The sequence below is a fragment of the Lutibacter sp. genome (assembly GCF_016342705.1).
Classification (GTDB): Bacteria; Bacteroidota; Bacteroidia; order Flavobacteriales; family Flavobacteriaceae; genus Lutibacter.
Genome location: NZ_JAEINV010000009.1, coordinates 1 through 19,268, shown reverse-complemented (window position 1 = coordinate 19,268; position 19,268 = coordinate 1). Strand labels below are relative to the sequence as shown.

The 19,268-nt window shown below is 30.1% G+C and carries 13 protein-coding genes; 4 read left to right on the top strand and 9 right to left on the bottom strand.

All coding sequences use genetic code 11. The annotated features are described in order from the left end of the window. Positions 1-5: 5 nt before the first annotated feature. From JEY78_RS09770 to acs, 3 genes are read left to right on the top strand one after another with little or no spacing between them, the layout of a single operon-like run. Entirely contained in the window at positions 6-2,636 is a 2,631-nt protein-coding gene (locus tag JEY78_RS09770; RefSeq protein WP_291850261.1) for a sensor histidine kinase, read from the top strand. A gap of 1 nt (position 2,637) precedes the next feature. Next, positions 2,638-3,000, top strand: coding sequence for a response regulator (locus JEY78_RS09765; RefSeq protein ID WP_291850258.1), 363 nt, complete (start codon positions 2,638-2,640; stop codon positions 2,998-3,000). Positions 3,001-3,052: 52 nt separating this feature from the next. Then, positions 3,053-6,877, top strand: a complete 3,825-nt coding sequence (acs, locus tag JEY78_RS09760; protein WP_291850255.1) for an acetate--CoA ligase — start codon at positions 3,053-3,055, stop codon at positions 6,875-6,877. A 47-nt stretch (positions 6,878-6,924) separates the two neighbouring features. Here acs and JEY78_RS09755 read toward each other — a convergent pair whose 3' ends face one another. The 9 genes from JEY78_RS09755 to JEY78_RS09715 form a co-directional block, all read right to left on the bottom strand. After that, positions 6,925-7,587: a PolC-type DNA polymerase III gene (locus tag JEY78_RS09755; RefSeq protein ID WP_291850252.1), complete on the bottom strand. Its 663-nt coding sequence runs from the start codon at positions 7,585-7,587 to the stop codon at positions 6,925-6,927. Then, positions 7,587-9,503 carry a DUF294 nucleotidyltransferase-like domain-containing protein gene (locus tag JEY78_RS09750; RefSeq protein ID WP_291850250.1) on the bottom strand — a complete coding sequence of 639 codons (1,917 nt, stop codon included), beginning with the start codon at positions 9,501-9,503 and terminating at the stop codon, positions 7,587-7,589. The genes JEY78_RS09755 and JEY78_RS09750 overlap by 1 nt, the downstream gene beginning before the upstream one ends. Before the next feature lie 60 nt (positions 9,504-9,563). Continuing rightward, a complete protein-coding gene (locus JEY78_RS09745; RefSeq protein WP_291850247.1) occupies positions 9,564-10,232 on the bottom strand; it encodes a PolC-type DNA polymerase III in 669 nt (222 codons plus the stop codon). Positions 10,233-10,235: 3 nt separating this feature from the next. Further along, positions 10,236-12,152 (bottom strand): DUF294 nucleotidyltransferase-like domain-containing protein, encoded by a 1,917-nt coding sequence (locus tag JEY78_RS09740; protein WP_291850244.1) that lies wholly within the window; start codon positions 12,150-12,152, stop codon positions 10,236-10,238. Between the two features lie 121 nt (positions 12,153-12,273). Next, positions 12,274-13,026 carry a 1-acyl-sn-glycerol-3-phosphate acyltransferase gene (locus JEY78_RS09735; RefSeq protein ID WP_291850242.1) on the bottom strand — a complete coding sequence of 251 codons (753 nt, stop codon included), beginning with the start codon at positions 13,024-13,026 and terminating at the stop codon, positions 12,274-12,276. 77 nt (positions 13,027-13,103) lie between these two features. Continuing rightward, on the bottom strand, positions 13,104-14,012 hold the full coding sequence (locus JEY78_RS09730; protein ID WP_291850239.1) for a glycyl-radical enzyme activating protein: 909 nt from the start codon (positions 14,010-14,012) through the stop codon (positions 13,104-13,106). Beyond that, positions 14,013-16,466, bottom strand: a complete 2,454-nt coding sequence (gene hypD, locus JEY78_RS09725) for a trans-4-hydroxy-L-proline dehydratase (RefSeq protein WP_291850236.1) — start codon at positions 16,464-16,466, stop codon at positions 14,013-14,015. A 188-nt stretch (positions 16,467-16,654) separates the two neighbouring features. Continuing rightward, positions 16,655-17,200: an NUDIX domain-containing protein gene (locus JEY78_RS09720; RefSeq protein ID WP_291850234.1), complete on the bottom strand. Its 546-nt coding sequence runs from the start codon at positions 17,198-17,200 to the stop codon at positions 16,655-16,657. A 38-nt stretch (positions 17,201-17,238) separates the two neighbouring features. Then, positions 17,239-18,324 (bottom strand): M42 family metallopeptidase, encoded by a 1,086-nt coding sequence (locus JEY78_RS09715; protein ID WP_291850231.1) that lies wholly within the window; start codon positions 18,322-18,324, stop codon positions 17,239-17,241. A 153-nt stretch (positions 18,325-18,477) separates the two neighbouring features. On the opposite strand from JEY78_RS09715, the gene JEY78_RS09710 reads away from it, so the two are divergent. Beyond that, complete coding sequence (locus JEY78_RS09710; RefSeq protein WP_291850228.1) at positions 18,478-19,170, top strand: DUF4294 domain-containing protein; 693 nt, start codon at positions 18,478-18,480, stop codon at positions 19,168-19,170. The last annotated feature ends 98 nt before the right edge of the window (positions 19,171-19,268 follow it).

Below are 19,268 nucleotides of genomic sequence, written 5' to 3'. Positions count from 1 at the left end.
ATATTATGAGTAGTTTTTTGGTGATATTTGTTATAATAGTTTATTTAGGTTTTATTTTTTATGTTGCTTATTGGGCTGAAAAAAATTCAAAAAGCAAATGGGTTAATAATCCATATGTTTATACACTTTCATTAGCAGTTTATTGCACCGCTTGGACGTATTACGGAAGTGTTGGTTTAGCAGCTACTTCAGGGTTAAAGTTTTTAACTATTTATTTAGGACCAATTATTATTATTCCAACGTGGATAATTTTAATGCGAAAAATTATAAGAATTTCTAAAGGAAATAAGATTTCTTCTTTGGCAGATTTTATTTCATTGCGTTATGGAAACAATCGTTTTTTAGGAGCTTTAGTAACTGTAGTTTGTGTGTTAGCAATTGTACCATATATATCATTACAGTTAAAAGCAATTTCAGAAACGTTTAATGTAATTACAAATCACAATATTATTTCAAATTCCATTTTAAATGATACTACTTTTTATATTGCCATTTTATTAGCCATATTTGCTGCTTTTTTTGGAACGCAACATACAGATGCTTCTGAACGTCATAAAGGAATTATTACGGCCGTAGCTTTAGAATCAATTATAAAATTAGTATTCTTTTTAGCGATAGGAATTTATGTAACTTTTTATTTATTTAATGGGCCAACAGATATTTATAATCAAGCATCTATATTACCAAATTTTGAGGCGCAACAAACTATAAATGGACTAGAAGGCGGTTTTAACTGGTTCTTTTTAAGTTTGTTATCTATGATAGCAATTATGTTGTTACCAAGACAGTTTCAGGTAACTGTGGTTGAAAATGAACGCGAAAAATATTTAAAAAAGGTAACTTGGTTGTTTCCCTTATACTTATTATTATTTAATGTTTTTGTAATTTTTATTGCTTGGGGAGGAAATGTAATTTTTCAAAATCAAGAAGTTGATGCGGATTTATTTACACTAATGTTACCATTAGCAAGCGGAAATGAATTTTTAGCATTATTAGTTTTTTTAGGTGGTTTTTCTGCAGCAATTTCTATGGTGGTAATTTCAACGTTAGCACTTTCAACCATGTTAAGTAATAATTTAATAATTCCGTACGGATTTCTAAAAAAATATAGTAAAAGCGAATCTGAAGAAAATACCGAATCCATTAAAAATATTAGAAGAATTGCTATTTTTTCATTAATTGTATTAGCGTACTTTTTTTATAGAAGTTTTACTCTAGAAAGATCTTTAGTTTCCATAGGGTTAATTTCATTTGTATTAATTGCACAATTGGCACCAACATTTTTTGGAGGGTTATTTTGGAGAAGAGGTTCATCAAAAGGTGCAAAATATGGTATTATTGTTGGGTTTATAATAACAATTTATACGCTAGTAATTCCTTTTACAATTGATTATCAATTAATTTCAAGCACTTTTATTAATGAAGGATTATTTGGTGTTACTTTTTTAAAGCCTTATGAACTTTTTGGTTTACAGCTATTTGAACCAGTTCCGCACGCTTTTTTTTGGAGCATGTTTTTTAATATTATGGTGTATGCAGTTGCATCTGTAAGTGTAGTTGGAAATTATAGAGAACGAAATTTTGCAGAAATGTATGTTGATAGCACAAAATATGCATTATTACACGAAGATGCTTATGTATGGAAAGGCGAAGCTTACGTAAAAGATTTACGAAAAGTGTTAACTCGGTTTTTAGGTGAACAAAGAACTGAAAGAGCGTTGAATTTGTTTTATATGAAATATAATATTGATAAAAACACACAGTTAGCCGATGCAAGATTGGTAAATTTTTCTGAAAAATTATTAACTGGAAGTATAGGAAGTGCTTCTTCAAGAATATTAATTTCATCGGTAGTAAAAGAAGAGGAAATTAGTTTACCTGAAGTTTTAAATATTTTAGATGAAACTCAAAAAGCAAAAGAATCTAATAAAGAGTTGAAAGAACGCGACAAGCAAAAAGATGAATTTTTAGATACTGTTTCTCACGAACTAAAAACGCCAATTACTTCAATTAGAGCACTTTCTGAAATATTATTAGAGAATGAAAATATTGACAAAGAAACTAAAAATAAATTCTTATCTAGTATTTTAAATGAAAGCGATCGTGTTAGTAGGTTGATTAATAATATATTAGATTTAGAAAAATTAGCTACTGGTAAAGAAAAGTTAGATTTAAAATTAAATTCAATAGAAAATACAATTCTAAAATCTGTAGAATCAGTTTCACAATTAGCACTTAATAAAGGAATTAAAATAAATTGTGAAGGAATTCTAGCAGCTCAGCTGTTTTATGATGAAGATAGAATTCAACAGGTAATTATTAATTTATTATCCAATGCCATAAAATTTTCAACAGAAAACAGTGGTTTGGTTTCAGTTTTTACCTACGTAAATTCAAATAAAATTGAAGTTTCGGTAGAAGATAATGGAAGAGGAATTGAAAAGGATGATTTAGTTTCTATTTTCAATAAATTTTATCAATCTAAAAATCAAACAATTTTAAAACCCGTTGGTAGCGGTTTAGGTTTAGCAATTAGTAAACAAATTATTGAAAGTCACAACGGTAAAATTTGGGCTGAAAATGTAAAGCCTATGGGAGCAAAAATAACATTTACACTACCAATAAATGCCAATTAAAATGAAAAAGATATTAATAGTAGACGACGAACCAAATATTGTAATGTCATTAGAATACTTATTTTCAAAAGAAAATTTTGAAGTTTTTATAGCAAGAGATGGCGCGGAAGCACTAGAAATTGCAGAAATAAAAATTCCAGACATTATATTGCTAGATATTATGATGCCAAATGTTGACGGTTATCAAGTATTGCGTTTTTTAAAAGAAAGCCCAAAATTGAATGATATTAAAGTTATTTTCTTATCGGCAAAAAACAAAGCGTCGGATATAGAATTAGGTATGCAATTAGGCGCTGATAAATATATTACAAAACCATTTTCAACAAAAAAATTAGTAAGTGAAGTCTATAAATTATTAAAATAAAAATTTTTGAATCCAATGTAAATTGGGTTATAACCAATAAAAATATAATAGTATGAGTTACCAAAAACACTACAATCACAGTATTGAAAATCCACAGGAATTTTGGAAGGAACAATCCAATAATTTAAAATGGTATAAAAAACCAGAAACTATTTTATCAAAAGATGAAAATGGTTTTGATAGATGGTTTGCAGATGGAAAATTAAATATTTGCTATTTAGCTGTAGATAAACATGTTGAAGATGGCTATGGAGAGCAAGTAGCTATTATTTATGAATCTCCGGTAACGCAACAAAAAGTAACTTATACTTATAATGATGTTAAAAGTCAGGTGGAGCGTTTGGCTGGAGGACTTCGTGATTTAGGCGTTAAAAAAGGAGATACGGTAATTATTTATATGCCAATGATTCCTCATGCCGCATTTAGTATGTTGGCTTGTGCACGTATTGGAGCTATTCATTCTGTTGTTTTTGGTGGTTTTGCTCCTCATGAATTGGCAATTAGAATTGATGACTGTAAGCCAAAAGCTATAATTACGGCAACATCTGGAATGGAAGTTGACCGATTAATAGCATACAAACCTTTGGTGGATGAAGCTGTACAATTAGCTGCTCATAAACCAGATAAAGTTATTGTTTACCAACGTAATTTAGGAGCTATTAATCCAAAAACTGAACGTTATATAAGTTATAAAAAATTAGTAAAAAAATCTGAACCAGCGCCTTGTGTTGAAATGAATTCAACTGATCCATTGTATATTTTGTATACATCAGGAACAACAGGAAAACCTAAAGGGATTTTAAGGGATACGGGTGGTTATGCAACTGCTTTAAAATATTCTATGAAAAATGTATATGGTGTTGAAGAAGGTGATACTTTTTGGGCAGCTTCAGATGTTGGTTGGGTTGTTGGACATAGTTATATAGTTTATGGACCACTTTTAAACAGAAATACTACCATTGTTTTTGAAGGAAAACCTATAAAAACACCCGATGCAAGTACGTTTTGGAGAATTATTAGTGAAAATAATGTAAAAGTGATGTTTACAGCTCCAACAGCAATTCGTGCAATTAAAAAAGAAGATCCTGAAGGTGAATTATTAAAAATGTACGATTTAAGTTGTTTGAAATATCAATTTTTAGCAGGAGAACGTTGTGATGCTGCTACTTTAAATTGGTTAGAAGAACAATTAAATATTCCCGTAATTGATCATTGGTGGCAAACAGAATCTGGTTGGCCAATGTTATCTAATATGATGGGTATTGAACAATTACCAGTTAAACCAGGTTCTGCAGCAAAAGCAGTTCCGGGATACGATATTCAAATTTTAAATACTGAAGGCAAACAATTAGGAGCTAATGAAGAAGGTTTGGTAGCAGTAAAATTGCCAATGCCGCCAGGAACTTTGCTTAATATTTGGGGAAATACTGACCGTTTTGTGGATGGTTATTTAAAGAAATTACCAGGTTTTTATTTTTCTGGTGATGGTGGTTATACGGATGATGACGGTTATGTGTATATTACCGGTAGAGTAGATGATGTGATAAATGTTGCAGGTCATCGTTTGTCAACTGCTGAAATGGAAGAAATTGTAGCTTCAAATCCTTCAGTTGCTGAATGTGCTGTTTTTGGAATTGAAGATCAATTAAAAGGACAGGTTCCTTTGGCTTTAGTGGTTCTAAAATCGGGTGATTATGTTTCTAGTTTTGAGTTAGAATATAAAGTTGTTCAAGAAGTTAGAAAACAAATTGGAGCGGTTGCTTCTTTAAAAAGGGTACTATTAGTTCAACGTTTACCAAAAACACGTTCTGGAAAAATTCTTAGAAAATTATTAAGAAATATTGCAGATGGTGTTGAATATACAATTCCTTCAACAATTGATGATCCTGAAATTATTAATGAAATTACGCATGAATTCAAATTACATAAAATAGGAATATTTGAACATGCAACCGAAGAAGAAAAAGAAACTTTAGATGATTTAAAAATTGATTCTTTCATTAAATATTACAAATCATACCAACACAGTGTTAATGATCCAGAAGGATTTTGGTCTCAGATTGCAGATACGTTTACATGGCGTAAAAAATGGGATAAAGTTGTGGAGTTTGATTGGGAGAAACCAAAATTTGAATGGTTTAAAGGTGCTAAATTAAATATTACAGAGAACTGTTTAGATCGTCATTTATCAAAAAGAGGTGATGATTTAGCCATTATTTGGGAACCAAACAACCCGAACGAAAGCAACAGAACTTTTACATACAAAGAATTACATGCTGAGGTTTGTAAATTTTCTAACGTATTAAAAAATAATGGTGTAGAAAAAGGAGATAGAGTATGTGTGTATATGCCAATGGTTCCTGAATTGGCAATTGCAGTATTAGCTTGTGCAAGAATAGGAGCGGTGCATTCTGTTGTTTTTGCAGGATTTTCAGCGGTTGCACTTTCAACAAGAATTAATGATGCTGAGTGTAAAATGTTATTAACTTCTGATGGCGTTTTTAGAGGAAGCAAAGCGGTAGATTTTAAAACCATTGTTGATGAAGCATTGGAAACTTGTCCAACTATTGAAACTTCAATTGTATTAAATAGAGTGAATGGAAATATTAAAATGAAAGCCGGTCGTGATGTTTGGTGGCATGATGAAATTGCAAAAGTTGATGCAGTTTGTGAAGCGGAAGTAATGGATGCGGAAGATATGTTGTTTATTTTATATACTTCAGGTTCAACGGGTAAACCAAAAGGAATGGTGCATACGTGTGCAGGTTATATGGTGCATACTGCGTATAGTTTTAAAAATGTGTTCCAATATACTCATGGTGATGTTTATTTCTGTACGGCGGATATTGGTTGGATTACTGGTCACTCTTATATTGTATACGGACCGCTGGCTGCTGGAGCAACAACTTTAATGTTTGAAGGAGTTCCATCGTACCCAGATTATAGTCGTTTTTGGCAAATTGTAGAAAAGTATAAAGTAAATCAGTTTTATACGGCTCCAACAGCAATTAGAGCGTTGGCCGCACAAGGGAATGAATTAACTGAACGCAACGATTTGAGTTCCATAAAAGTGTTAGGTACAGTTGGAGAGCCAATTAATGAAGAAGCTTGGCACTGGTACGATGAAAAAATTGGAAAACAAAAATCGCCAATTGTAGATACTTGGTGGCAAACAGAAACTGGTGGAATTATGATTTCTCCATTGGCAGGAGTTACACCAACAAAACCAACGTTTGCCACACGACCTTTGCCAGGAATTCAACCTTGTTTGGTGGATGAACATGGAAACGAAGTAAATACCAATCCTGCAGAAGGAAGATTGTGTATCAAATACCCATGGCCATCTATTGCACGTACTATTTATGGAAATCATCAACGTTATAAAGAAACCTATTTTACGGCATTTGAAGGAAAATATTTTACAGGTGATGGCTCTTTTAGAGATTTAGAAGGAAATTATAGAATAACAGGTAGAGTAGATGATGTAGTTATTGTTTCTGGACATAATTTAGGAACTGCTCCAATTGAAAATATTATTAATGAACATAGTAATGTGGTAGAATCTGCTGTTGTTGGTTTCCCTCATAATATTAAAGGAAATGCATTATATGCTTATGTAATTGTGTATGAAAAACCAGAAAATGAAGACTTTTTACGTCATGAAATTAATGATTTAATAGGAAGAACTATTGGTCCAATAGCCAAATTGGATAAAATTCAATTTGTACCAGGATTACCTAAAACACGTTCTGGAAAAATTATGCGTAGAATTCTACGCAAAATAGCTGAAAATGAAACTTCAAATTTAGGTGATATTTCAACATTGTTAAATCCAGAAGTTGTAGAAGCTATAAAAGAAGGTTCTTTGGTGAAGTAGTTTTTAAATTTTAAATAAAAAACGCTCTCAAATTTTGGGAGCGTTTTTTATATTAATCCTTTATGGTTTGAAGTTCTAAACAAATCTGAATAATGAACTGTTCGTTCTTTTTTAAGTTTTGAAATAATTTTCAAAAAAAGAAGAGCAGTAATATAGGCATCTCCAGATGCGGTATGTCTATCGTGTTTTGGAATGTTAAACTCTGTGCATAAAACGTCCAAATTAAAATGATTTTCCTTTTTACCTTCTAATTTTTTATATAAAATTCCGGTATCAATTGTTTTGTTTCTCAATTTTGGAAGCTTCATTCTTTTTAATGCTGCGTTCATCATTTCAATATCAAAAGCAGCGTGATGTGCTACTAAAATTGAGTTTCCTAAAAACCTAATAAATTGTTCAATGGCTTCAATTTCGGTAGTTTTTATTAAATTTCCATCTTTTAAAAGTCCGTGGATTTCAACAGTTTCAGCATTAAATGCGTCTTGTTTTAAATAGATTTCAAAACTATCTGCAACTTCAATTATATTATTATTTATGGCAATTGCTCCAATAGATAAAATTCTGTCATTTGCTAAATCTAAGCCAGTAGTTTCTGTATCAAAAACTACAAACCGTGTTTCTTCAATAGATTTGGGCTGTTTTTCTTTAAAACTTTTTAGGTAAGTTTTAAAGAATTCGGGATAAGTTTTATATGTAAACCATTTAAACATCACATCATTTGGGCTAAATTGTAGCGAATATTTAATAAATCTTGAATATCTTTTATAGGTTTAAAACAACCTTTTAATTTTAATTTTTCCAATTTGGTAAGTGTATTTAAATTAATATATCTACCAGAATCATTGTTTTTTAAACCTTGCTCGGTTCTGTAATGCAATAAAATTTTAAAGGAATCTGCACAAGAAAGGTATAAATCTTTGTTTTGTGGTTCAATTTTAGCCAATTTATGAAACCTAGAAATGGTATTGTTTTTGTCTTTTATATTGTGAGATAATGTTATTAAACGGGCAGCATCAATTAAAGGCATTAAAGCCCTGCTTTTTAAATCGAATTGATCTTTGTGATTTCCGTCTTGTTCCATTAAAAATTGACGGAAAAAGCCTAATGGTGGTGGGTTTTTTAAAGCGTTTCTTCCTAAAAAGTTTAAAAATATTTCAAAGGATTGAATGGATTTAAAAATGCTTTTAGAAAGTTTTGTAACCAATTCTTTTTCACCATACACAAAATTATAATCGAAAAAAATGGTACAAAGCATAATTGCGTCTTCAGTTGGTTTTGTTATCCAACTATTAAATTGTTGTTTCCATTCAGAAAGTGATAAACACCATTTTGGGTTGCTTGCCATCATATCAGCAGGACAAAATTCATAACCTACAAAATGTAATTTTTCAGTAATTTTTTGTGAAAGTTCTAAAAAATAATTTTTCGTTTTTTGATAATTTTCTTCTGAAACATCTTCAAAAACCAAGGCATTATCTTGATCGGTAATTAATAATTGTTCTTTTCTACCTTGGCTTCCTAACGCTAACCAACTAAATTTTACAGGTGGTTCAGTTTTCATTTCAGTTATAGAAAGTTCAATAGCCTTTATAGTTATAGCATCGGTAATTTCAGAAATAATTTTTGAAATAAATGTAATTGGAATATTCTGTTCAATGTAACCTTTTAATAATTCAGCTGATTTTTCTCTAACATATTTTAAAGTTTCAACATTTTTTGAACGTTTTAACTCTTTAATTAGCACAGAAGGATTATTTCCGTGCAACACAACAATATCATGTTCCGATAAAATACCAACTAATTCTGAATTTGGCGACCCATCTTTTGTAATACATAAATGTGTAATTTTATGTTTTATCATGGCAATTTGAGCCTCAGCAATGGTGATTTTTTCAGGAAAAGTAATCACTGGAAACGACATAATTTTACTCACATTTTTGTCAATTGAGATTATTCCTGTGGCAATTTTCAATCGTAAATCTTTGTCGGTAATAATTCCTATTGGTTTTTTGTCTTCAACAATTAAAATAGAGCCCACTTTTTTGTCGCTCATTATTAATGCAGCTTCTTGTATGGTAGCATTTTTTAAACATGTAATAGGATTTTTACTGTATTGCGCTGTTTGAACTTCTGAAAAAGCATTATTTGTTTCTAAAGAATTTACATTCGCAAACAACTGACCATTATTGGTTTTTGCATAAGGTGTTTTAATATTTGATGAAAAACTAGCAATAATATATTTGTTAGCTTTTTCATTTGTTTTTATAATTTCTTTTAAAATTTCAACAGAAATAGCATACAAAACAGTTTCTTCATTGGCTTTGGCGCTCATTAAATAATGATCGTTTTGTATTATTGGGCGCAAGCCAAAAATATCACCTTCATCACAAATATCTATTAAAATATGATCGGACTCCATAGTTCTATACAAACCAATAGCACCATCTTTTACTATGTAAAAATTTTGATGCGGTAATTCATCTTGCCTAAAAACAAACGAATCTTTTTCAATATAAGTTACTTTTACGTTAGAAGCAATATTAAATAATTGCTCTTTTTCTAAAACATCAAAAGGAGGGAAGTTTTTTAAAAAATCGAAGATGCGCTCGGCAATGGTATTTTTCATAATCTGTTAAAGCGGTGTAAACTTTAAAGTTACAAAATTTGCAATAGTAAAAAAAGCTATTTATTTGTTTAAATAGTAGTTGGTATTTATAAGGTCGGTTAAATTAAGTACGTTGTTTTTTTTGTATTTAAAAGTCAATTTTAAAAAAACGTAGGCAGTTAATAGAGCATCTCCAGAGGCTGTATGCCTATCGTGCATTTTTATGTTATAAATTTCACACAATTCATCTAAACTAAACAGTTTTTTAAACCAATTTCCCTGTGCAATTTTTTTATGAATAAAATTAGTATCTAATTGTTTAGATTTTATGGGTCCAATTTTCAGCCTTTTTAAGGCTTCATTAATCATTGTAATATCAAATTTGGTATGATGCGCAATAATTACAGCATCATCTAAATATTCTAAAAATTGAATGATAGCTTCTTCTTCACTAACTTTTTTCTCGGTACCATTTCTTCTAATTCCGTGAATTTTTATAGTTTCTTTATTAAATACTTCTTGCTGAATATAAATTTCAAATGAGTCAGAAACTAAAATTTTATTATTTTTAATAGCAACAGCTCCAATGCATAAAATACGATCATTATCATAATCAAAACCCGTAGTTTCAGTATCTAAACATACAAACCGGATACTTTCATAATTTGAATAATTTCTGCTATTTTTTACGGCATTAATATGTTTTTGCCAATATTCAGGATATTTTTTTTTCTTAAAAAAGTTGAACATTGTTTATGGAATTTGAGAAACGTTGAAACGTATTTTTAATGAATCTTGAATGTTTTTTATGGGTTTAAAACAACTTTTGAGCTTTAAACGGTCAGATTTACTCAAGTTATTTATGTCAACAAATTTTCCACTATCCTTATTTGCCAACCCTTGTGAAGTTCTAAATTGCAACAGAATTTTAAAAGCATTTGCGCAAGATTCAAACAAATCTTTGTTTTGAGGTTCTTCTTCCATCAATTTTTCATAACGAGCAATAGTATTATTCACTTTTAAACTGTGGTGTAATGAAAAAATTCGGGCAGCATCAACCAAAGGTCTAATTGCTCTACTTTTTATATCAAAATGATCTTTGTTTTCTCCATCTTGCTCTACTAAAAATTGTTTGAAAAATCCTAATGGAGGAGGATTGTCTAAAGTTGCTTTACTTAAGAAGCCTAAAAAAGTTTGTTTTTTTGAAATGTATCTAAATACACTTTCAGACATTTGGTTGTACAATTCTTTATCTCCAAAAATATATTCAAAATCAAAAAAGATAATACTTAACAAAATTTTATCTGAAGTAGGATGTTTTACCCAATCTTTAAATTGCGCTTTCCATTCTTTTAATGATAAACACCATTTTGGATTGCTAGCCATAATATTTGCCGGACAATATTCAAAGCCAACAATGTTTAATTTTTGTGTTATTATAGTTGAAAACTTTAAAAAATATTCCTTTACACGTTCATAATCTTCATCTTCAACATTTTCAAAAACCAATGCATTATCTTGGTCGGTCATTAATAATTGTTCACTTCTTCCTTGACTTCCCATTGCTAACCAAGCATATGCCACTGGTGGATCCTGACCTAATTCTTTTACAGCCAAGCGAATAATTCTTTTTGTTATAGCAGTATTAATTTCAGTTATTACTTTGGTTATAAAATAAATTGGTATTTCTTGCTCTAAATAACCTTTTGTTAATTCGGAAGCTTTGGTTCTAATATGCTTTAAAGTTTCGGCATCTTGGGCATATTTAATTTCTCGCACTAAAAACATGGGATTATTTGTTTGAAGAATATTTAAATCGTGCTCAGCTAAAATTCCAACAAGTTCAGATTGGTCTGTACCATCTTTGGTGATACAAATATGTGAAACTTTGTGTTTTAACAAGGCAATTTGAGCTTCTGCCACCGTAATTTTTTCAGGAAAAGTTACTACCGGGCTAGACATAATTTTGCTCACCGGATCCAATATACTAAAAATACCTGTTCCAATTTTTGTTCTAATATCTTTATCCGTAATAATTCCTATAGGAATATTGTCTTTTGCCACAATTATAGAATTAATAATGTGCTTTGTCATTATTATTGAGGCTTCTTTTATGGAAGTTTCAACATTACAAGTTATGGGATTTTTACTGTATTTAGCCGATTGTGTTTCAGCAAAGCTATTTTCTATTTTTTGAATAGAAGAAACATTGGCAAATAATTTTCCTTTATGCTTATCAGAAAAAGGATCTCGTGTATTGGTGGCAAAACTTGCTATTAAAAACTGACTAACTTTTGGATAATTTAAAATTATGCTGTTAAATAAACTTATAGGAATTCCATATAATATGGTTTCCTCATTGGCAGCGGCACCCATTAAATAACTTTCTTGCATTATTAAAGGTCTCAATCCAAATAAATCACCTTCATCACAAATATCTAAATTGTGTTTTTCATTATCAACAAATCTATAAAGCCTAATTGCACCTTCATATATTATGTAAAAATGTTCGTGTGGTGTATCATTTTGATTAAATATAATTTGATCTTTTTCAAAATATTGAATTTCCACACTTTTAGAAACTTCCAATAAAGTCTCTTTTGAAATTAAATTAAAAGGTGGATAATCTTTTAAAAAATCGAATATACGTTCGGCAATGGTGTTTTTCATAGAGAAAATTCAATTGAGATTAACTATTTAAGTTGCAAAAATAGGATTTTTTAATGAAGCGTTTTTAAATATTAACCTTTATAAATAAGAAAACAAGGTAAGTTAATTGGGCAAAATAATTTTAATTATTCCATTCTTTTCTAAATCTAATTAGTTCTGCATCAATTTGTTTTTTTGAAGCAATTATTAATTCATCGGCATTATTTGAATAAATGGGCTCTAAATAACTCACTTTAATTTCAGTTTTCCATTTGCTAAAACAACGTAAAAAATGAGGGATAAAAGTATCGTCACCAACCCAAGCATCATTTATATCTTTATAATCAATAGCAACTGGTATTACAGGAACACGTAATTGAACTGCTAAGTTAAAAGCGCCAGGTAAAAACCGAATAGTAGTTGATTCTTTGTGTGTGGTTCCTTCAGGAGTATTTAATATTGAAAAACCTTTTTCTAAAACGGTGTTTATTTGGTTTCGCGATTCTTCTCTGCTATATTTGCAATTTCTTTTTACAAAAATAACACCAGTTGCTTTTCCAAAATTTCCAATCAATGGCCAGGACTCAACTTCTTTTTTAGCAATAGGGTATGCCAAAATATTTTTTAAAATAACAATAGGGTCAAAGTAAGTTCTATGGTTAGATATAATTAATCCAGAAACTAAAGGTTCTTTTCCGTATACTGTAATTTTTGAATTTAAAATATAGTGTAATATTCTAATGTTTGTACGCCTAAAAACAATTCCTCGTTCAACTTTCTTCGATTTATTTTTATAAAATAAATTAGTGAATGCAAGCAGACAAAAAACAGATAATGTTAAAAGGAAAAATAATAGAAGTCTGGTAAAGCTTAATAAAAATTTAAGTATAATCATTTAATTTTTTAAGTGAAATTTTGAGTTTTGCAAACATAGCATTTCTGACATTGTTTACTGAGGTTATTTTTAAATAATTATCCTCCAATTGTTGCTGTAATTCCTTGTTTTTCAAAAATTGATATTATTTTTTTTATTTCAATAGCTGTGGGAGTTTTAAATGTTATATAATTGGATGAATTTCCTAATTTCACATGCTTATTTTCTGAAATATTATGATAAGGTAATAAGTTTACAACACGTCTATTTCCTTCTAAAGAATTTATAAATAAAGCTGTTTGCAATATGTTTTCTTCAGAAGTATTCACTCCTTCTATCAGCGGAATTCTAAAAATAATTTCACATTTTGTTTTAGCCAATTCAACTATATTTGAAAGAATTTTTTCATTTCCAACACCCGTAAATTCTTTATGTTTTTCAGAATTCATCACCTTTAAATCAATTAAAAAAAGTTCGGTATGTTTGGCAACTTCCAATACTGTTTCTAATTTTGAAAATGCTGTGGTATCCACAACTCGGTGATACATTCTTTTTCCACATTCTTTTAAAGCCGCCAATAAATATACTGAATGCATTAAAGGTTCTCCGCCTGAAAAAGTGACACCACCACCTGATTGATCAAAGAAAATAGCTTCATTATCAATCTTTTTCATTAATTCAGCAATTGGAATTTCCGAACCCAACATTTCAAAAGCTTTGGTAGGACAAACTTCAGCGCATTTACCGCATAAATTACAAACGTTATAATCTGTTACAATACCATCTGGAGTCATTTTTAAAGCATTATTCGGACAAATTTCAATACAACTTAGCGCGCCAATACATTTTTTAGCATTGTACATTTTTTGCGCTTTTGGAGACATGCTTTCTGGGTTATGACACCATTTACACTCTAAATTACATCCTTTAAAAAATACGGTTAAGCGAATTCCGGGTCCATCATTAATGGCGAATTTTTTAATATCAAAAATTAAACCTGTACTCATTTAAAACGATTCATTTTCGGTTCGTTCAATAACTTCTTGCTGTAAATCAATATTCATATCGTTAAAATAATCGCTATAACCAGCCATTCTCACTAATAAATCTTTATAATCTTCAGGATTTTTTTGAGCTGCATATAACGTTGCTGTATCTACAATATTAAATTGTATATGATGTCCTCCTAAAGCAAAATAGCTTCTAACTAATTGACCTAATTTTATAATATCTTCATCGCGTTTTAATAAACTTGGCAAAAAACGTTGATTTAACAAGGTTCCACCAGATTTCACCTGATCAATTTTAGTTAACGATTTTATAACAGCCGAAGGTCCATTAACATCACAGCCGTGTGACGGTGAAGTCCCATCAGAAATTGATTTTTGCGCCAAACGTCCATTTGGAGTTGCTCCCATTACTTTTCCAAAATAAACGTGACACGTTGTAGATAGCATATTTAAATGAAATGTTTCGCCTTTTGTATTTGGTTTCCCATCTATTGCTTCAAATAAATCATTGTAAACCTGCAATGCAATATCATCGGCATAATTATTATCATTTCCATAGAAAGGTGTATTATTTATAATGGTTTGCCTTAAAATTTCCTCACCTTCAAAATTTTTAGCTATGGCATTTAAAATGACATTCATTGAAAAAGTTTTATCTTCAAAAACGTGTTTCTTTAAAACAGACAAACTATCTGTTACCGTTCCTAAACCTGTGCATTGAATGTAATTTGTATTGTATCTTGGACCGCCATTATAGTAATCTTTTCCCTTTGAAATACAATCTTCAATAACTACCGATAAAAAGGTAGCTGGGCTGTATTTTGCAAACATTCTATCAATATAATTACTTACTAAAACCTTCTGATTTACTATATAGTTCAGTTGTTTTAAGAACGCATCGTACAATTCTTTATAGGTTTTAAAACTGTTGGGATCTCCAGTTTTTATACTTACTTGTTTTCCTGTAAGTGGATTCACTCCATTGTTCAAGGCAATTTCAATTATTTTTGGAACATTTAAATAGCCTGTTAAAATATACGCTTCTTTCCCAAAAGCGCCCACTTCAATGCAACCACTGCAACCACCTTCTCGAGCATCTTGCAACGATTTTCCTTGACGCAACATTTCCTGAATATAAATATCTGGATTGAAAATAGAAGGATAACCGTGTCCTTGACGAATTACTTTACAAGCTTCTTTTAAAAAACGGTCTGGCGTTTTGGAACTAATATGTACAGAATTTCCAGGTTGAAGTACGTGTAATTCCTCAATAATTTCCAACATTATGTACGAAACTTCGCTCACACCATTTGAGCCATCTTTTTTTACACCACCAATGTTAATATTTGTAAAATCATTATACGTTCCACTTTCTTTGGCTGTAATTCCTACTTTTGGAGGTGCAGGATGATTGTTTACCTTAATCCAAAAACAGCTTAATAATTCTTTTGCTTCGTCTCTGGTTAAAGTTCCTTCTGCTAATTCTCTTTCGTAAAAAGGCGTTAAATGTTGATCAAAATGACCAGGATTCATGGCGTCCCAACCATTTAATTCAGTAATAGTCCCTAAATGAACAAACCAATACATTTGAATGGCTTCGTAAAAATTTCTTGGAGCATTTGCAGGTACCCTGCGACAAACTTCCGCAATTTTTAATAATTCCGTTTTTCGTTGGTCATCTTTTTCTTTTGAAGCTAATTCTGTAGCTAAATCTGCATGACGTTCTGCAAAAACAATTGCAGCATCACAAGAAATTAACATTCCATCTAATTGTTCCTTCTTATCTGTAGCTTCAATATCATTTAAAAAATCTAGTTTTTTAATTTCTTCTTGAATCTGTTTTTTGAAATCGAGCATTCCCTTTTCATAAATTTTCCCGTCTAACGCTGTATGCCCAGGTGCACGTTGCTCCATAAACTCCGTAAACAAACCCGCCTCATATAAATTACGCCATTCTTTTGGAACGTGGCTAAAAATTCTCTCACGCATTGTTTTCCCACTCCAGTAAGGAATTACTTCTTTTTTGTAGGTATCAATATCTTGCTGAGAAATTGTATAACGCTGCATTTCACGTGTGTTTAACACATTAAAATCTTCAACACTATGACACGTTAATTCTGGAAATGTTGGCACTGATTTTGGTTTTGGTCCACGTTCACCAACTATTAACTCACCAAGGCCTAAATAAATTGATTTTTGTTTACAGATTTCTAAAAAATTTAATGCTCTTAAAACTGGTATTGAATATTTCCCGAAGTTTTCTTTGTAAAAATGTGTTTGAATTAAGGCTCTTTCAATAGATAATGAAGGTTCTGTTTCAAAACTAATTTTTCGAAGCTTTTGAATGCGCTCATTCATTCCTGGTCCAACAGCATTGGTTATTGGTTGGTAAAAATTACCTTGCGCAGACGCAGGTCTTTCTGGTTTTAATACTTTTTGATTTGCTTCCATAGTATAATTTAGGAACTAAATTTCAGCTTTAAACTGAAAATAATGATACAAAAGATTGAACTAATTTTATGTAGTTGATTATATGGAGAGTTCAAAAAACATCAAACATTCAAACAGTTTCCTGTATGTTTTTGTTAAGTTTGATATGTTCTTTTTAAGAATCATTTATTATAGAAGATAAACTAATCTCAAATATACAATTTTTTTAATTCATTAAACACAAAAGTATAATAGTCTTTTCCGTGTGGGACAAAATTATTTTTTTCGTTGAAAACAGCCGTAATTAAGTTTTCAAGTTTCATTATTTTAATTTTAGACACTTCTTCAACTTGAATTTTTAGTGCTTTAAAATCAAAATTCACTATACATATATATATATGGTGTAATTCATTGTCAATTAAATCAATTTTATGAATTATTTTCTTCTTTGAAGTACCAATATATTTCAATTCATCTTTTGAAACTGATAAACATATTTCTTCTTCAATTTCTCTTATAGCAGAAATTTCAGGTTGTTCTCCAGCTGAAATATGCCCTGCAACAGAAACATCCCATAAATTTGGAAAAACATCTTTATTAGAAGCTCTTTTTTGAATTAAAACATTTTTATCAAAATCTAGAATCCAAATATGCACACTTTGGTGAAACAAGCCTTTTTTATGCGCTTCAGATTTTAAGCAGGTTTTTCCTGAAACTTCACCGGTATCATTTAATATGTCAATATATTCATCCATATAAAAAGTAAAAAGACAGCCGAAGCTGTCTCTATAAATTATTTAAAATAGCTAAAACCTTCTTTTGGATTAATTTTTAAGAGTGTTTCATAAATTAATTTAATCACATTTTCAACATCATCTTTAGAAACCATTTCAACAGTTGTATGCATATAACGCAAAGCCAAACTAATTAATGCTGATGGAACGCCTCCATTACTATATGCAAAAGCATCAGTATCTGTTCCGGTAGATCTAGATGAAGCCATACGTTGAAAAGGAATTTTATTTGCTTCGGCAGTTTCAATAATTAATTCTCTTAAATTATTTTGAACAGCAGGAGCATAGCTAATAACTGGTCCGTCACCACATTTTGTTTCTCCTTCTTTATTTTTATTAATCATTGGAGTAGTGGTGTCGTGACAAACATCAGTTACTATTGCCACATTTGGTTTAATAGTTTGAGTTATCATTTCTGCACCTCTTAAGCCAATTTCTTCTTGTACAGAATTGGTAATGTACAAACCAAAAGGAAGTATAATTTTATTTTCTTTTAATAATCTCGCAACTTCAGCAATCATAAAACCACCCATTCTGTTATCAATAGCCCTGCAAACAAAATTAGTTTTGTTTAAAATAAAAAATGTATCAGGATACGTAATTACACAACCAACGTGAACGCCTAAAGCTTCAACTTCTTCTTTCTTTTTGCAACCAACATCAATAAAAATATTGTCTAAAGTAGGCGCTTCTTCTTTTCCACTAATTCTTGTATGAATTGCTGGCCAACCAAATACACCTTTTACAATGCTCTTTTTAGTATGTATGTTAACAATTTTAGATGGCGCAATTTGATGATCGCTTCCTCCATTTCTTATCACATATATCAATCCTTCAGGAGTTATATAATTTACATACCAAGAAATTTCATCGGCATGTCCTTCAATTACAACTTTAAATTCAGCATCGGGATTAATAACTCCAACTGCAGTTCCATAGTTATCCGTAATAAATGTATCAACATATGGTTTCAAATATTCCATCCATATTTTTTGACCTTCACTTTCATATCCAGTAGGAGATGCATTATTTAAATACTTTTCCAAAAAGTCAATCGACTTTTTATTTAAAATTTGTTTACTCATATTTATTATATTATTGAATAAACGAAGATAGTAAAATGTTATCTACCCATAAAATTTTGCCATTTCTTTTACGTTTTAAAATAGCGAAACAATTTTTGAAATAGAAATTTGAATTACGTAAATTTGGCGCTCTTTTTGATTGATAAATTATTTATGAATAAACACCTACATATAATACTTACTTTATTTATACTTATTATAAGTATAAACCTATATTCTCAACAAAATACAGATTCAATTCCTTTGTCTGATCAATATATTGTTTTTGAAGGAGACACCTTATTAATAGAATTAGATGAAATAATGTTGTTGAAGAAAGTGAAGTTTAAAACAGCATACGACCAAAAGTATTATTATTGGTTTAGAAAAAAAGTTTTAAAAGCCTATCCATACGCTAAATTGGCTTCAGAAAGATTAACAGTCTTAAACCAAAGAAGAGATAGTATAAAATCTAAAAGTAAAAAAAGAGAATATACTATTAGAGTTCAAAAATACATGGAAGGTGAATTTACAGATCAACTAAAAAAGCTTACAAGAACTGAAGGAAGGATTTTAATTAAACTAATTCACAGGCAAACTGGAGAAACAACATATGATGTTGTTAAAGATTTACGAAGTGGTTGGAAGGCATTTTGGTATAATACAACGGCAAGTATGTTTAAACTTTCGTTGAAGGATAAATATAATCCAGAAAAAAATCCAGAAGATTATTTAATTGAAGATATTCTTCAAAGAGCTTTTTTAGCTGGAAATTTAAAAGAACAACCATCAAAACTTAAATACGACTATATTAATTTAAGTAAAAAGGAAATAGATGTATCTTCAATTGTTAAAAAAAAGAAGTAAAAAAATCTCTTAAATACTATTGTGTAATACAGAATAAGTTATTATCTTAGCTATCCGTCTTTTTTTGAAAGGGTCCATTCAAATAATTTCAAGGAATA

Coding starts and splice junctions, on each gene's coding strand:
- JEY78_RS09770 (WP_291850261.1), top strand. CDS start 6: ATGAGTAGTTTTTTGGTGATATTTGTTATAATAGTTTATTTAGGTTTT.
- JEY78_RS09765 (WP_291850258.1), top strand. CDS start 2,638: ATGAAAAAGATATTAATAGTAGACGACGAACCAAATATTGTAATGTCA.
- acs (WP_291850255.1), top strand. CDS start 3,053: ATGAGTTACCAAAAACACTACAATCACAGTATTGAAAATCCACAGGAA.
- JEY78_RS09755 (WP_291850252.1), bottom strand. CDS start 7,587: ATGTTTAAATGGTTTACATATAAAACTTATCCCGAATTCTTTAAAACT.
- JEY78_RS09750 (WP_291850250.1), bottom strand. CDS start 9,503: ATGAAAAATACCATTGCCGAGCGCATCTTCGATTTTTTAAAAAACTTC.
- JEY78_RS09745 (WP_291850247.1), bottom strand. CDS start 10,232: ATGTTCAACTTTTTTAAGAAAAAAAAATATCCTGAATATTGGCAAAAA.
- JEY78_RS09740 (WP_291850244.1), bottom strand. CDS start 12,152: ATGAAAAACACCATTGCCGAACGTATATTCGATTTTTTAAAAGATTAT.
- JEY78_RS09735 (WP_291850242.1), bottom strand. CDS start 13,026: ATGATTATACTTAAATTTTTATTAAGCTTTACCAGACTTCTATTATTT.
- JEY78_RS09730 (WP_291850239.1), bottom strand. CDS start 14,012: ATGAGTACAGGTTTAATTTTTGATATTAAAAAATTCGCCATTAATGAT.
- hypD (WP_291850236.1), bottom strand. CDS start 16,466: ATGGAAGCAAATCAAAAAGTATTAAAACCAGAAAGACCTGCGTCTGCG.
- JEY78_RS09720 (WP_291850234.1), bottom strand. CDS start 17,200: ATGGATGAATATATTGACATATTAAATGATACCGGTGAAGTTTCAGGA.
- JEY78_RS09715 (WP_291850231.1), bottom strand. CDS start 18,324: ATGAGTAAACAAATTTTAAATAAAAAGTCGATTGACTTTTTGGAAAAG.
- JEY78_RS09710 (WP_291850228.1), top strand. CDS start 18,478: ATGAATAAACACCTACATATAATACTTACTTTATTTATACTTATTATA.